This is a genomic window from Gammaproteobacteria bacterium (assembly GCA_016716465.1).
Lineage (GTDB): Bacteria > Pseudomonadota > Gammaproteobacteria > SZUA-140 > SZUA-140 > JADJWH01.
This window is the reverse complement of sequence record JADJWH010000001.1, coordinates 410177-426602: the sequence shown is the minus strand read 5'-3', so window position 1 is coordinate 426602 and position 16426 is coordinate 410177. Positions and strand designations below refer to the sequence as shown.

The following is a 16426-nucleotide window of genomic DNA, read 5'->3' as shown; positions in this document are numbered from 1 at the left end:
AGCGGGGACAAGTAGAACGTGAGCGCACCCACTGCGCTGCCCGCCAACCTTTTCTTGCCCCTCCGCTCGCCTCTCGAAAACTCATAACTCGCCCCAGGAAAAATCAGTCGGGTGACCTTTAGCGCCCGGCTAAACGCAACAGATAATCCCGCGTATTTGATCATAATCATATTGATGATGTCAACAAATCATATTGACATGCTTCTAATATCTTTAATATCATAGGCGCAAGACTGAATCCGAATCGAGCCACACCGGAAGCAAGCATGCCCAAGGCCATCCCATTGGATATCAACCAAACGCAAAAAGAGCGGCTATCGCACATCGATTTCAAGGCGCATTTCTTGGGGACTATTGGCCGAAACGACCTCGTGAGCCGCTTCGGCATCAAGGAGGCTGCGGCAACCAGAGACATCACTTTGTACAAGGATCTCGCCCCGGAAAATCTGGAATATGACACCAAGGCCAAGGTCTACATACGGGGCACATCCTTTGAGCCGTTGTTCGATTATTCGCCCAGCCAGGCCATGGCAGCGCTCGCATATGGGTTCGGCGACGACTTCGTGGGGAAGCACAAGGCGCTGGTGGCTTGTGAAGCCCCGGCGCAGCTCAATCACCCTGACCTGAATACCTTGTCAGCACTGACCCGCGCCATTCATCAGCACAAGCCGAGCAAAATCGTGTATCGCTCTCTGAGCAGCGGCCGAACTACGCGCGAGATCGTACCCTTCGTATTGGTTGACAATGGTTTGCGCTGGCATGTCCGTGGCTATGACCGGAAGCAGTCAAGATTCGCGGATTTTGTTGTCACCCGCATCTCAGATCCGGAAATTCTGGACGGGCCGGTAAAAGAGCACGAAGGTCGGGAATCCGACATCCAATGGAATCGCGTGGTCGAGCTGGAAATCGTCCCCCATCCCAGCCTGAAACACCCGAAGACCATCGAAACAGATTACGCCATGGAAAACGGCGTACTGAAGGTCAATGTTCGGGCTGCCGTTGCCGGTTACGTCCTCCGGCGCTGGAATGTCGATTGCTCAGCAGAGCATAGCCTGGAAGGCCCGGAGTACCACCTCTGGCTCAAGAACAGACAAGCGCTGTACGGCGTGGAAAATCTGATCATCGCTCCCGGCTACAACCAGAACAACCGCGTCGCCACGGAGGGCTCATGATCAAACTCGAAGACATCAAAAAGGACGCACAGGTTTTAGGCATACAGGGCAATGAAATTGTCCGCATCGTCCAGGTCGAGCCGGTCGGCGATAGTGCAATCACTGTCTACTACAAAGACAACCAAGGCCGTCTGGGTGAGCAAATGCTCTTCCGCTCCGACGAAGCACGGCTTGAGCTGGCGCAGGCTGGTCGACCATGGGCCTTCGATGCGCCAGGTGAAGATTTCAAACTCGGGCTTGAGGCATACCGTATCTCACAGGCCGCCCTGTTTGACCCTATGATGGCAGTACACACCTCTAACGTCGAGCCGCTGCCCCACCAAATCTCTGCGGTCTACGAAGCCATGCTACCCCGGCAGCCACTGCGGTTTGTGCTGGCTGATGACCCCGGCGCCGGCAAGACCATTATGGCTGGCTTACTGATCCGCGAACTGTTGATGCGGGCCGATGCCAAACGCATTCTGATCGTCTCTCCCGGCGGTCTCACCGAGCAGTGGCAGGACGAATTGTTGGAGAAATTCGGCGTCCAGTTCGAAATCTTCAGCCGTGAGAAGCAGGAACAGTGTGCATCCGGTAACTACTTCGACGAACAGAATCAACTCCTCTGCCGCCTAGACCAGCTATCGCGTAATGAGGAGTACCAGGAAAAGCTGAAGAACACTGAGTGGGATCTCATCATCGTTGACGAGGCCCACAAACTCTCGGCCAATTACTTCGGCAACAAGGTCAACAAGACCAAGCGCTTTTTACTGGGTGAGTTGCTCGGCTCTATCACCCGTCACTTTTTGTTAATGACAGCCACGCCGCACAATGGCAAGGAAGAAGACTTTCAGATCTGGCTTTCGCTGCTGGATGGCGATCGCTTCTACGGCAAGTTTCGCGAAGGCGCGCACAAGGTAGATGTCTCAGACATGATGCGTCGCATGGTGAAAGAGGAACTACTCAAGTTTGATGGCACGCCACTCTTCCCCGAGCGCCGCGCATACAGCGCGAACTATGACCTCTCCGATGCAGAAGCAGCGCTTTACGCGCAAGTGACCGACTACGTCCGCAATGAGATGAACCGCGCCGACAATCTGGATGGTAAACGCCGGGGCACAGTTGGCTTTGCACTCACACAACTGCAGCGTCGCCTCGCCTCAAGTCCAGAAGCGATCTACCAATCGCTGAAGCGCCGGCGCAAACGTCTTGAATCTCGCTTGGATGAGATGAAGCTGGTCGCTCGTGGCCACAGCGTTCAGAAAGGTGTCGCAGAAACCCTTGGTGAATACACAGTAAAAAGGCAGATCGACCTGCCGGATAATTTCGATGAGTTAGACGAAGAGCTGAGCGCAGAAGAATATGAGCTCTATGCTGACCAGGTCGTCGACCAAGCCACCGCAGCCGAAACCATCCCTGAGTTAGAAGCGGAAATTCTGATTCTGAAGGATCTGGAACACCAGGCGTTGGGAGTCGTGCAGTCGGGCAATGACAAAAAATGGGAAGAGCTTTCTCATCTGCTGCAGGACCGGCCTGAGATGTATACAGAGTCCGGCAGCCGCCGCAAGCTGATCATCTTCACCGAGCACAAAGATACCCTCAATTATCTGGTAGGCCGTATCCGCGGCATGCTGGGCAGGCCCGAGGCGGTTATCACCATTCACGGTGGCGTCAATCGTGATGATCGACGTAAGGCTCAGGAAGAATTCCGCAACAATCGTGACGTACAGGTTCTGGTGGCCACCGATGCCGCTGGTGAAGGTGTGAACCTGCAAAACGCTAACCTGATGGTCAATTACGATCTGCCCTGGAACCCCAACCGCCTGGAACAGCGCTTTGGCCGTATCCATCGCATTGGTCAAACAGAGGTGTGCCACCTATGGAATCTGATCGCCAGTGAAACGAGAGAAGGTGAAGTCTTTCAACGACTATTCGACAAAATTGAGATCGAAAAAAAGGCTCTCGGCGGTAAGGTCTTTGACATTCTGGGCGAAGTATTTGAGGGCAAATCATTAAAAGATTTGCTGGTAGAGGCAATCAGGTCTAGCGAATCAGATGAGGCACGTCACGCCTATCAGGAAAGTTTTTTTGGCAAGGCTTTAGATACTGATCACCTGAAAGAAATCCTCCGGCGCAATGCTCTGGTTGAACAGCATATGAGCCTGGAAGATCTTTATGCTGTCAAAGAGGAGATGGAAAAAGCCGAGGCTCGCAAGTTGCAGCCCTACTTTATCCGTGCCTTTTTCACCGAGGCATTTCAGAACCTCACCGGCGAAATGCGACCCCGCGAGGCCGGTCGATACGAGGTGCGGCATGTGCCAGCCTCCATTCGCGAGCGTGACCGGATCATTGGTGAAAGCCGCACGCCAGTATTAAAGAAGTACGAGCGGATCTGTTTCGAGAAAGACCTGGTTCGCGCCCACGGCAAGCCAATGGCTGACTTGATCCACCCCGGCCATCCGCTGATGCATGCCACCACCGACCTGATCCTCTCAGCACACCGCAGCAAGCTCAAGCAAGGTGCGATACTGGTGGATCCCAACGATGACGGTGTAGAACCACGCATACTGTTTATGGTGGATCACAGCGTTCGTGAAGCGCCAGCGAATGATCAGCACGACAAGCCCAGGGTCGCTTCCCGGCGCTTGCAGTTCGTGGAGATCGACCAGCATGGCAAGGCTTTTCACGCCGGCTGGGCACCGCACCTCGACCTGCAGCCCATTGATGCCTGCTTGTCAGAAGGAGGAAAGAGTGACCTGAAACTGGTGCAGGACATTCTCAATGCCCCGTGGATTAGTGCAGACCTTGAAGGCCTGGCACTCAACCATGCATCCCAACACCTCGTTCCGGAACACTACCAGGAGGTGAAAGCCCGCCGTGAACATCAGGCCGACAAGGTGCTGGCAGCGGTCAATGAACGACTGGTCAAGGAGATCAATTACTGGTCCGACCGTTACATCAAACTCAGTGACGATGTCGCCGCCGGTAAACAACCGCGCATGCAGCCTGAGATGGCGCGCCGCCGGGTAGATGAACTCACTGAACGCCTGAACCAGCGCAAGCGGGAACTGGAGGCCATGAAGGCCGTAGTCTCAAGTACGCCCGTGGTCATTGGTGGCGCGTTGGTCATTCCGCAAGGTCTATTGGCGCAACGCAAAGGCGAGACCACCTTCTGCGCCGACGCCGAGGCCCGCGCACGCGTAGAGATGGTGGCGATGAGTGCCGTCATAGCTGTGGAACAGGGCTTTGGTCACGAAGTGAAAGATATGTCTGCTGAAAAATGCGGCTGGGACGTCACCGCCCGCCCACCCGCCAACCCTGATGGCTCGATTAAGCCGGATCGACATATTGAAGTGAAAGGCCGCGCAAAAGGGCAAAGCACCATTACGGTCAGCCGCAATGAAATCATCTATGCGCTTAACCAGACGGATAAATTCCTGCTGGCCGTTGTGATCGTCGATGGCGACAGCCACGAAGGCCCACACTACATCCGCAACCCTTTCAGTACTGAGCCCGACTTTGGCGTGGCCAGTATCAACTATGACTTGAGTGATCTGCTTTCCAAGGCAGTGTCACCGGAACTGACCATCTAAGGTTTATCAATGGCCGAAATAAAAACACCAAAAAAACTGATTGAGGTCGCACTTCCGCTGGATGACATCAATGCAGCGGCCGCGCGAGAAAAGTCAATTCGGCACGGTCATCCATCAACCTTACATCTGTGGTGGGCGCGCCGACCTTTGGCAGCAGCAAGGGCTGTGTTGTTTGCGCAAATGGTCAATGATCCCGGATACCAGCAGGGAGAAGGCTTCAAGTATGGGGTTAACAAGAAAGAGGCCGAGATCAAACGCGAGAAGCTCTTTCAGATAATCCGTGACCTGGTGAAGTGGGAAAACATCAATAATCAGGAAGTACTGAGTCGGGCTCGTGACGCGATATGGGAAAGCTGGCGTGAAACGTGTTATCTAAACCGCAATCACCCCCAAGCAGCAGAACTGTTCAACCCGGACAAACTCCCGGCCTTTCATGATCCATTTGCCGGCGGAGGGGCGATCCCACTGGAGGCGCAGCGACTGGGATTAGAAAGCTATGCCAGTGACTTAAATCCAGTGGCCGTGATGATCAACAAAGCCATGATTGAGATCCCACCGAAGTTTGCCGGGCAAGGACCAGTAGGTCCTCCGCCCAAAGGCGAGAAGCAAGACAACCTGATGGATGACTGGTCAGGCGCCAGAGGAATGGCCGAGGATGTGCGTCGTTACGGCCACTGGATGCGGGAGGAAGCGTTCAGGCGTATCGGTAATCTCTACCCCACGATCAAGATCACGCCAGAGATGGTCGCTGAACGACCCGACCTGAAACCTTATCAGGGACAGGTACTGACTGTTATCGCCTGGCTCTGGGCCAGAACCGTAAAAAGCCCTAACCCGGCTTTCAGCCACGTGGATGTGCCTCTGGCCTCCAGTTTCGTTCTATCGAGCAAAAAAGGTAACGAAGCCTATGTGGTGCCTGTAGTTGAGAGTGACAGCTATGTTTTTAAGGTACGGGCAGGAAAGCCGCCAGCGGAGGCCAAAGATGGTACAAAAATTGGGCGTGGCGGCAACTTCAAATGTCTTGTCTCAGAAACACCCATCCCCGTAACCGAGATCAGAAGACAGGGGCAGGCAGGCACATTTAAACAACGATTGATGGCGATCGTCGTGGAAGGAAAATCTGGTCGGGTCTATCTATCTCCAACAGATGAGATAGAAGCAGTTGCTAATTCTGCAATGCCAAGCTGGCGACCGGAAACTGAGATTAACCACAATCCACGAGATATCAGAACTCAACTGTATGGTTTGAGTAAATACGGCGACCTCTTCACACCCCGCCAACTGGTGGCCTTGACTACCTTCTCCGACCTGGTGCAGGAAGCCCGCGATAAAGCCATCGCTGATGCCAAAGCAACCGGCATGACAGACGATGGAATAGGTATTAATGCTGGAGGCAAAGGTGCGACCGCTTACGGAGATGCTTTGGCTGTTTATTTGGGCTTTGTATCAGACAAAGTTTCAGATTATTGGTCATCAATTTGTAGCTGGCACTCGAGCAAAGAACTTATTCGAAATACTTTCGGCAGGCAGGCTATTCCCATGACTTGGGATTACGTTGAAGCTAACCCCTTTTGCAACTCCTCAGGAAATTGGATTGCAATGACGGATTGGACATCTAAGGCATTAGCGAACACTCCAGCCAATAGTCTTGGTTTCGCTCATCAGCAAGACGCCGCCACACAGAACACTAGCATTAATAAAATCATCTCAACCGACCCACCCTACTATGACAATATTGGTTATGCAGATTTGTCCGACTTTTTCTATGTATGGATGCGCCGGTCGTTAAGGGCCATTTATCCTGACTTGTTTTTAACTATGGCCGTGCCAAAAGCTGAAGAATTAGTAGCCACGCCATATCGGCACGGAAGCAAAGAAAAGGCTGAAACCTTCTTTTTAGATGGTATGACTCTGGCAATACACAATTTGGCGGAGAAAGGTCATCCGGCCTTTCCCGTCACTATTTATTACGCTTTTAAGCAGGCGGAAACCAAAGAAGGCAGCACTGCAAGTACAGGTTGGGAAACCTTTTTGGAAGCGGTTATTCGCGCAGGCTTCTCCATTGATGGTACTTGGCCCATGCGCACTGAAATGGCAAATCGAATGGTCGGATCGGGCGCCAATGCTCTCGCTTCATCTGTTGTTTTGGTATGTAAAAAACGTGAAATCGAAGCCGACTCTGCTTCACGCCGCGACTTCCAACGTGAACTGCGTGAACAGATGCCCGACGCATTAGAAGCCATGATTGGCGGAGAAACAGGTACCACACCCATCGCTCCCGTGGATTTAGCCCAGGCCGCGATTGGACCAGGTATGGCCATCTACTCTAAATACGAAGCCGTACTGAACCAGGATGGCTCACGGATGAGCGTACATGATGCACTCATCCTGATAAATCGCGCCATCACGGAATATCTCAGCCCGGATTCCGGCAGCTTCGATGCCGACACACAATTCTGCTCCAGCTGGTTCGATCAGTACGGCTGGAGTATTGGCCCCTTTGGTGAAGCGAACGTGCTGGCGCAAGCAAAGGGCACAACGGTAGATGGCGTAGATACAGCCGGGGTCGTCGATTCCGGTGGCGGCAAGGTTCGCCTGTTGAAATGGGCGGAGTACGAAGCCGACTGGGACCCCATTACAGACAACCGCACCCCTGTCTGGGAAGCCTGCCACCAGATGATTCGCAGTCTTAATAACCAAGGTGAATCCGCCGCTGGCGAACTACTGGCCAAGATGCCAGAGAAAGGCGAACCCATTCGACAGCTCGCCTATCACCTGTACACCCTGTGCGAACGCAAAAAGTGGGCCGAAGATGCCCGCGCCTACAACGAATTGATCGGTTCCTGGCACGCCATTGTCACCGCCTCCCACGAGGTTGGCCACAGCGGCTCGCAAGCCGAGCTCGGACTGGATTTTTGAGGACTAAAGCATGAGTTTGAAACCCTGGCGAGAAATTGCCACACCGCACAAGGATGTTCTGGAAGGCACCTTCAAGCAGTCCGAGTTTGCGGCTGACATCACTCAGGTAGCCAATGGCACAGCCACTGCAGAGTATCAGGATGCGGAGATGTTTTTTTCACGCACCTATATCACTGAAGGCATGCGCCTGTTGCTCATCTCCGTAGCGCAGCGGTTGGCCGGGCTTGGTGGCGACCCGGTCATTCAATTGCAAACAGCCTTCGGTGGCGGCAAGACCCATACCTTGTTGGCCGTGTTTCACCTGGCCTCGCGCAAGGTGGGCACCGACAAACTCACGGGCATTCCTCCGGTATTGGACGAAGCAGGTATTCAGAGTCTTCCCTCGGCCAGAGTGGCGGTAATCGACGGCATAAAACTGTCGCCCAGCCAGCCCAGGAAGTACGGGAGCGTAACGGCCAACACACTGTGGGGCGAGCTGGCCTGGCAACTGCTGGGGGATGAGGGTTATCAGATGGTCGCCGACAGCGACGCTGACGGCACCTCTCCCGGAAAAGAGGTTCTCACCGAGTTGATCAGCAAGGCAGCCCCATGCGTGATTCTGGTGGATGAGCTGGTGGCGTTTATTCGCCAACTGGAGCTTGGCAAGCAATATAAGGCTGGCACATTCGATAGCAACGTCAGTTTTATCCAGGCGCTCACCGAAGCCCTGAAGGCTGTGCCCAACGCCATTCTATTAGCCTCACTGCCTGAATCGGAGGTGGAAGCCGGAGGCACCATGGGCCAGCGCGCCCTTAACTCGCTGGAGAAGTACTTCGCACGAGTTGAGTCCGTCTGGAAGCCGGTAGGCACCGAGGAAGCGTTCGAGATTGTGCGTCGCAGATTGTTTGAGAACCCGGGTGAACGCGCAGAGGTGGAGGGTATCAGCCGTCAGTTCTCTGACTTTTATCGTCAGAACGCCGAAAAGTTTCCAGTCGAAACACAATCCAACGAGTACTTTGAGCGCCTTTGCCGGTCTTACCCGATCCACCCGGAGATTTTCGATCGCTTGTACGAGGACTGGTCCACACTTGAAAAATTCCAGCGCACCCGTGGCGTACTTCAATATATGGCCATTGTTATCCACCGCCTATGGAATTCAGATAACAAAGACGCGCTGATCATGCCTGGCTCATTACCACTGGAAGATGGCAACGTGCGCAACAAGAGCATTCACTACCTTCCTCAAGGGTGGGAGCCCGTGATTGAACGGGAAGTGGATGGCACCCGCTCGGCGCCCTATGACATCGATGGCCACCACACCCTGTTCGGCAGCGTGCAAGCCGCACGCCGCACTGCCCGGACCATTTTTCTCGGCAGCGCACCATCAACCACTGAGCAAATGATTCGCGGCGTTCAGGTCGAACGCATCCTGCTGGGCGCGGCACAACCCGGTCAAACGCTCGGTGTATTTGAAGACGTGCTCAAGCGCTTACGTGATCGACTGCATTATCTTTATTCCGACAAAGACCGATTCTGGCTGGATACCAAACCCAACCTGCGCCGGGAAATGGAGAGCCGCAAGCAGAACATCAACGAACGTGATGAACTTTTGCCATTGTTAAAAACACGAGTCACCCAGGTTTTCGGGCGCAATCATCAGTTCGGTGGCGTGCATGTCTTTACACCGTCCGTCGATGTCCCAGATGACTATGGCACGGGCCCGCGACTGGTCGTGTTGCCGACAAACACGGCCTACAGTCGCAGTGAGACCAACCAGGCATTTTCTGCCGCAGAAGAGATTTTGCGCAACCGCGGCGATCAACCACGGCAGAAACAAAATCGCCTGATTTTCCTCGCTCCCGACTACGATGTGGTTGGCCGGCTCAAGGAGCAGGCCCGCATTTTCCTGGCGTGGCAGTCCATTGCCACAGATATCGAAAATGGCCACTTGAATCAGGATTTGTCTCATTTGAATCAGGCCAAGCGTAACCGCGATGGTGCAGATCAGTCGCTTGCCCAACTGGTGCGTGAAACTTACAAATGGTTAATCGCCCCCGTAGAAGAGTTCATAAAGGGCAAGCCGACTCTCAATTGGGAAGTCGTTTCCGTCTCCCCCGCAGCGCCCAACTTGATTCAGGCGATCGAGGAGAAATTGCGGGAAGAGGAGTGGATGATCTACGAGTGGTCTCCTATTCACCTTCGCAATGTACTTAAGCAATGGTACCTGAAAGAAGGCATAAACGACGTCAGTGCGTTGAAGGTCTGGCAGGACTGTTGTCACTACCTGTACCTGCCACGGCTTGTTAACGATAGCGTTTTCCGTAATGCCATCACCCAGGGCGTGGAAAGCGAAGACTACTTTGCCTTCGCCTCCGCCAAGGAAGGCGACCGTTACCTCGGGTTCACGTTCGGACGTAGTTCTATAGCCACAGTGGATGAATCTTCTCTCTTGATAGATCGCGAGACAGCCGTCGCTTACCGCGAGCGTACGCAACAAGCACCTCAGCCTAGCCCTGAGCCCGGTGGTGTGGGCGGTGAATCCGGAAGCACAACAACACCAGCTGGTGGAACGGGCGGCACGGGAACACCAACCCCATCGCCCGGTGGGTCAGGAGGTGCGGGCACAACTACACCACCAGCAACCAAGAAGCAGTTCTACGGCACTATTTCGCTCGACCCGGTCAAAGCCAAAATGGACTTTGCCACCATCATGGATGAAGTCGTACAGCAGTTCACTGCCAAGCTCGGCGTGAATGTCAGGATATCCGTGGAGATTGAGGCCAATAGCCAGGACGGATTCAATGAATCAATGCAGCGAACTGTCAAAGAGAATTGTAATGTGTTGAAATTTAGCTCTGCGGAATTTGAGGAAGAGTCGTGACAACAGTAAAAGAAAGGCCTCGTTTGCAAAAGATATTGCTAGCCGTCTTCGCTATTTTTGCAGCGGTCGGCCAGTTACTGCGCAGTATGCTTGGTATGCTGGCTGAAAGCGCTGACACCACGTCTGATGATGCAGTCTCCAGTGCTGTTCGAGGCGGAGCCCTGAATTACAGAACAGGGAAACTCGATGACGGCACCGATGCTACCGGCTGGTACGAAAACGACTAACGTTTCTTACCTTTGGTCAGCACCATCTTGCCGATACTTCCTCCCTGATTGCCAGCATCCTGCGCTGGCGCCTTGATCGGGTTCGCTGCCGACTCAATCGACCTACCGACTTTCACCCCCGCCCACGCCATCATCCCACTCCACAACAGCGGCAGTCCCAGATAGAGGCTGGTGGTAATCATATTCAGCAGCATGCGCTTGGCATCGTGTTCGCCAGGGTTGGCGAAGATCTGCAGGAAAACGTTAACGTCGGGATACATGGACAGAATCAGGTTTTGATCCACCCACATTGCCAGGTACCAAAGTACCGTCCAAAACTTGATGGTGAAGATGGCCATGCCGCCCACCACCATCATGGCAATGGAGTAGCGGGACAAAACCACCACCAATGGCAGCAGTGCATAGATACCCAACAGCATAATGGCCTGCACCATGGGCAGTGATTGTAAGACGGCCGTCATGGTTACGGAAAACAGGGCTGATGCGGTGATCACACCACCGGTGGCGAGACCACCTTTGATGATAGATCCGGCGGTGTTGACCAACCCTGCTCCGGATGCGTTGTTGGCGATTAACTCATTGTTCGACCAGGAGGGCGGCGCGTTGGTCAGTACGGTTTTGGCGACGGCGTCGTTTTGCTGTTCGCTGGCCAGAGCGGGCGCGATGGCGACTACCAGTCCGGAGAAGCCGGCCGAGGTGGCATCTGCCTCAGTAACCAGCTTTCCCCGCAATCCAATGGCCGCGTCTTCCCACCACTGTTTGCAGTGGGGTTTGCCCCAGGCCGGTGGGGAGGTGGCGTCATACTCCGTATCTCTGGCCGCGATGTATGCCCATCCAGTGATTGGGCTGGCTGGGCGCAGGGTGTCGTAATAGCCCGAGGTGTCCCGATAGACGTGGGAGCCCATCCAATCCGGGTCATCGACCCCGTACGTGGTGAGAATGCCATTGATGGCCGCTGTGTTTGGTCGTTCAGCCTGGTATTTGGAACGCGCCGGAATGTAGCACTGGCTGAAGAACTCGCTCACTTCCTGCCTGAGGCGTGGATCAGCAATGGTGGCCAAATGCGCCTGCTGCTCGAACGTCCGCATATCCGCCACGGTCGGCAGGCCTTCGACAATGGCGTGATTTAAGCCCGAGCTGAGTGCAATCACCCCGTACCACCAGACGGGAACATTAACGGTTGCGGCGGTACCGGTGAAGCCCGTTGTGCCGTAGGTGCTCTGCGGAACAGCCACCGTCGCTGCAGCCGGCGTTGGATCCAATAGCGTTGGTGGTGGGGAATAGGACAAGGTGCCGGCATTGAGTGGCGTGAGGGCAGCGGGTTGCCCGGCCAGCACCACCACCAGTAACGCGATAAACAGCTCGATCTCCATGCGCCGCAGCGAGAGACCGCTGGCATGACCGACCTCACCGCCCTGCGCTGGTTCGCGCCAGTTGTCGATCAGAATCCCCAGGAACGGCAAATAGACGATGCCGGTACCGACCAACACATCCCAGAGAATGCCGTAGAAGGTCCAACCGAAAAGGGAAGTAAAGAGTTCCAGATAGCTGTCGACGCTCATGGCACTGCTCCAAGTGCCAGGCTCACTGCCTTAACCAGCACCCCCTGCCCTAACACCAGTTCCAATAACACCAGCCAGGTGACGGCGCGCCAGCGCATCTCTGTTAGTGAAGCAACTTTCTCGCGGTTGATCGTGCCTACACTCGCCAACCAACCAATAAGATGATTCCAACTGAGTGCAACAAGGGTGATCAATGTCCAGCGAATAAGCATCAAAGCCATCCGCCAGACATCGAGACTGTGCTGGACGGATTGCACGGATTCAGTCTGCAGCCGGTGCATGAGTAGAAAACCGACCAGCCCTGTCAACAGGGCGGCCAAGCTAGTCAATAGCAGAAAGCCTTTTCGCTTAGCCCGGAGGTTATTGAACACGCCCACCTCGCAAAGGGTTGGGATCGAGGGTCGGCACTTCCGGCACGGTAAGGGAACTCTGTCGTCTGGCAGCTGCCCGTTCGAGTAATGTGGTAACCGTGTCAGAAACCACCTCCTTGCGCACACGCGTTTCAAACAGCAGGTTTTCGATTTCTTTGTCGAGCTCGGCTATGGAGGTGTCGGCGTGCTCGCGAGCGACTTCGGTGGCATATACCTCGGGTACTTGTCGTCCTGAAAGTAGTAGTCTTCGGGCAAATAGCGCCTTCTCTACCGTGCGCGCGGTACTGATTTCAGACACCAGGCGGCCCATGATCAGGCTCTGTTCCGAGCCCGGCATCTCGCGGATCGCTTCGATCACTTGTCGGGTGATGGCCACGCCGGGCGCGGTGATCTGGTCGAGGTTAGTCAGGGTAAGTGGTGTCGCACCGCTAACCAGATTCTGGATGTCGGTGGTGACGGTAGCGGACTCCTGGTAGAGCTTGGGTAACAGCCCGGTACCGGGAATGCTGTCCTTACGGCAGGTATCGCAGGTGGTGACGATGTTCTCGCCCACCACATCCACCGTCCAGTCACGCGCATCGGCCGGGGATGGCCAGATCTCGGATAAACGTGTCGACGACGCTGCCGGTACCGGGCTTGCATCAGTGACGGCACGATTCATATTGATGTTGTAACCGGCTTCGACGATATCGCCAGTGAACTCCAGCACCGGCTGCCCGCTGCCACCGGCCTGCCCGCCGATCCAGGGCACACCGTTATCGCCATTGGACGACTCCACGGTGGTTTTAGCGGTGACGGCATCGTTGCCACCGACACCCATCTGCACCTTCCAGTCATTGCCCTTGGACAAGGTAATCAAATCCGCGTACGGGTTCTTGCCCTGGGCGATTTCCGTCTCCATCTGTTCGCAGGATTTGGTGGCCAGTTGCATGGTTTCTTCAGCTTTGATCAGGGCATTTTGAAAGAGGTCGTACAGGCCGGGATTGGCCCGTTGCAGTATCAGAGCCGGCAAGGCTGCTATGGCGCTGGTGGCGGCTGCCGTCATCGCGTTCATCATGTTGTCGACACCGGCACCGATGTCGTTCAAGGTATTGGTAACCGCCGCCACCGGATCGAACTTGCCGCAACTGTATCCAAGCCCCAATTGGGCGGATCCACCCAGGGTGACGGAGACTACCGACGGATTGGCGGGCACAGAGACGGGTTCCGCTCCACCGATTTCGTAGTACCACAAGCCATCTTCGGTGGGTCCTTGAGCAGCGTTTCCACTGTGAATGACGAATAAGACCGATGACAGCATCAGCACATGAAATACGTATCGTTTGATCATGGTGGGTAATTGATCCAGTCAACGTTGAACAGAAAGATGCCGCGATCCTGACAGCAGCTGTAGGGGCGCCACAGGTTCCAGGCGTAATCGCCTTGGGCGTCGACACGACCACCACCCCAGCCACTGAGACTGGCCAGATCGTTGGTACCGAACACCTTGCAGGTCGCTTCCGACTTGGGAAGCAGCATCTGCCACTCACCCGTAGCGGGATCGTCTTCGACCAGAGGGCCTGGCGGCCAGACTCTTTGGCCGGAACTGGAGCCACCGGTTATCGCCACGTAGATATGGGGTTGGCCGGTGCGGGTCGCGATGTCACCCGCCCGTTGCGCATTGATGGCCGCCGCCTTCGGCTCTTCGGACTGGGTGGTCCAGCCGGTGCGGGGATAGACGCCGCCCCAGGTCTGCAGTGGCCAGGTGCCGATCTCACGCAAACCGGGTATCAGGCTCGCGGGATAGAACATCTCCGGGATTTCCATCCGCCAGGAGAGCGCATCAAGGCCAGAGAGAAAATACGGGAAGAATGACGTGGTTTGTGAATTGCAAAGATAACCCGTACTGGCAACGATGCTCGACAGGGAGCTGACCGGGTGGCCGATCACATCCGTTTCCCGGAAAACCAGATTGCGGTGATCCTTGTTGCCCTGCCCGCCTTCCGTTCTGTTGCCGGCACTGTCAATGGGTACGGGTAACAAGCTTCCCAACAGCCCGTTAGCCGCTGATTGTTGCGCTACACCCAGAGTACTGCGAATCTCGACCCAGGGATTACCACCGAGTTCGTTATAGCTGCTTACCACAGCGTCCGGCTGGTAGTGGCCGACTTTGAGAGAGGTTTCGACACTGCAACCGGACAAAGAACAACGCAGCCAGAAGCAGATACCCACCGGCATCCAGCGCATACAGCTCAGTGCCGCGCTCGTAGTTTGCGCGATGATTTGCGGCGTGGTGATTGTGCCCGTGTTGCCAATCAGCGGCATCCACAGCAGCAGGATCAATGCACCGTAACGCAAACATTTTTTCACTGCCGCGCTCCCCTTGTCTGCCATCGCTGATAGATCTGGGTTGCGGCTGTGACATCGGTCACGCCGTAAACCACCGCGTCACCATCGAAGACGATGGCCGGGTATCGATTGATGCCGTACTGCATCGCCTGCGCCAGTCCCTTGGCAGCGTTCTCGAGTTCACTACTGAGCTGGGCATCCATTCGTTGAAATCTCGCCAGGACCAACTGTTTGGCATTTTCCGGGTCACTCGGCAAGTCCTCGGAGAGTGCTTGCTGCAGCTGGTTAATGCGGTCCATAACATAGACGGTTGTATTGTCGGAAACACTGACAACCTGAAACGTCGAATCGGTAAATACCTCAATCGCAGGTGCTGCCTCGCCGGCTATGGCCGGCGCACTTAGCGTGCCCGTTAGAACCATCGAGATAATGAAATAGACCTTTGCGGCATTCACTGACGACCATCCAGAACCAAATAATGTTGATGAGATAATGATCCTGCTCGATTCTGGATTCTGGCAAAACGGTTTATTCAGACAGGGTTGGTCGATGTTTCTGGTCGAGCGATGCGGAGATTTCTATAATGGGGCAAATTGACTACGTCGAATGCATCCGCAAATGGACTTCAGCCCCATCATCCAACAAGTCTTTAACGCGCTGTGGTACCTCATACCACTGGCGATACTTGCTGGTATTTTCAAATCGCCCTGGTTCAAAGGAATTGCTGGTGAGTTTCTGGTGAATACGGCCGCACGGCTGTTTCTTCCGAAGGACGAATACCACCTGATCAGGAATGTGACATTACCAACCGACGATGGCACCACACAGATCGACCACATCATTGTGTCGCGCTATGGCGTGTTCGTGATTGAAACCAAAAACATGAAAGGCTGGATCTTTGGCTCAGCCAACCAGAGAACCTGGACCCAGAAAATCTACAAGCACACCAACAAGTTTCAGAACCCACTGCACCAGAACTACAAGCACGTCAAAACCGTTGAAGCCCTGCTGGATATTCCGGCTTCAGCAATTCACTCGCTGGTGGTGTTTGTCGGAGATTCCACGTTCAAGACCGACATGCCCGACAACGTGACCTATGCCGGGGGTTACATTCGTCATATCAAGTCCAGGCGTGAAGTGGTGCTCAGCCAGGCCGATGTGGAGGCCGTGACTGCACAAATCGAGCAACTGAGATTGCAGCGAGGGCTGACTACCAACCGGCAACACGTTCGCCATCTGCGCCAGAAGAATACCCCTTCACCACCAACTGCACCGCCAACGACACCGCCGTGCCCGAAGTGCGGCGGCACTATGGTGCTAAGAACTGCCAGAAAGGGCAAAAGCGCCGGAAGTGCGTTTTGGGGATGCGCAACCTTTCCGGCCTGTCGCGGGGTCGTGAAGCAACCCTGAGCAGG

At 54.9% G+C, this 16426-nt stretch carries 11 protein-coding genes; 6 read left to right on the top strand and 5 right to left on the bottom strand.

Translation table 11 applies throughout. The features are described 5' to 3' along the window. Positions 1–266 precede the first annotated feature (266 nt). Genes IPM20_02005 through IPM20_01985 form a run of 5 tightly spaced genes read left to right on the top strand, consistent with a single transcriptional unit; the run spans position 267 to position 10750 of the window. Positions 267–1172: a WYL domain-containing protein gene (locus tag IPM20_02005; GenBank protein ID MBK9130406.1), complete on the top strand. Its 906-nt coding sequence runs from the start codon at positions 267–269 to the stop codon at positions 1170–1172. Further along, a complete protein-coding gene (locus tag IPM20_02000) occupies positions 1169–4744 on the top strand; it encodes a DUF3883 domain-containing protein (GenBank protein MBK9130405.1) in 3576 nt (1191 codons plus the stop codon). Before IPM20_02005 ends, IPM20_02000 begins: the two co-directional genes overlap by 4 nt. A 9-nt stretch (positions 4745–4753) precedes the next feature. Further along, positions 4754–7663 carry a DUF1156 domain-containing protein gene (locus IPM20_01995; protein MBK9130404.1) on the top strand — a complete coding sequence of 970 codons (2910 nt, stop codon included), beginning with the start codon at positions 4754–4756 and terminating at the stop codon, positions 7661–7663. Positions 7664–7673: 10 nt separating this feature from the next. Beyond that, positions 7674–10523 (top strand): ATP-binding protein, encoded by a 2850-nt coding sequence (locus tag IPM20_01990; GenBank protein MBK9130403.1) that lies wholly within the window; start codon positions 7674–7676, stop codon positions 10521–10523. Further along, complete coding sequence (locus IPM20_01985) at positions 10520–10750, top strand: hypothetical protein (protein ID MBK9130402.1); 231 nt, start codon at positions 10520–10522, stop codon at positions 10748–10750. Before IPM20_01990 ends, IPM20_01985 begins: the two co-directional genes overlap by 4 nt. Here IPM20_01985 and IPM20_01980 read toward each other — a convergent pair. Genes IPM20_01980 through IPM20_01960 form a run of 5 tightly spaced genes read right to left on the bottom strand, consistent with a single transcriptional unit; the run spans position 10747 to position 15433 of the window. Beyond that, positions 10747–12312 carry a conjugal transfer protein TraG N-terminal domain-containing protein gene (locus IPM20_01980; protein MBK9130401.1) on the bottom strand — a complete coding sequence of 522 codons (1566 nt, stop codon included), beginning with the start codon at positions 12310–12312 and terminating at the stop codon, positions 10747–10749. The two genes, IPM20_01985 and IPM20_01980, sit on opposite strands and share 4 nt — an antisense overlap. Then, positions 12309–12632, bottom strand: a complete 324-nt coding sequence (locus IPM20_01975; GenBank protein MBK9130400.1) for a hypothetical protein — start codon at positions 12630–12632, stop codon at positions 12309–12311. The genes IPM20_01980 and IPM20_01975 overlap by 4 nt, the downstream gene beginning before the upstream one ends. 40 nt (positions 12633–12672) lie before the next feature. Next, entirely contained in the window at positions 12673–14013 is a 1341-nt protein-coding gene (locus IPM20_01970; GenBank protein ID MBK9130399.1) for an integrating conjugative element protein, read from the bottom strand. After that, a complete protein-coding gene (locus IPM20_01965; GenBank protein ID MBK9130398.1) occupies positions 14010–15056 on the bottom strand; it encodes a TIGR03756 family integrating conjugative element protein in 1047 nt (348 codons plus the stop codon). The genes IPM20_01970 and IPM20_01965 overlap by 4 nt, the downstream gene beginning before the upstream one ends. Continuing rightward, positions 15029–15433 carry a TIGR03757 family integrating conjugative element protein gene (locus IPM20_01960; protein ID MBK9130397.1) on the bottom strand — a complete coding sequence of 135 codons (405 nt, stop codon included), beginning with the start codon at positions 15431–15433 and terminating at the stop codon, positions 15029–15031. The genes IPM20_01965 and IPM20_01960 overlap by 28 nt, the downstream gene beginning before the upstream one ends. A 196-nt stretch (positions 15434–15629) precedes the next feature. Between IPM20_01960 and IPM20_01955 the strand changes: the two genes are divergently transcribed. After that, a complete protein-coding gene (locus tag IPM20_01955) occupies positions 15630–16421 on the top strand; it encodes an NERD domain-containing protein (GenBank protein ID MBK9130396.1) in 792 nt (263 codons plus the stop codon). Positions 16422–16426: the final 5 nt, after the last annotated feature.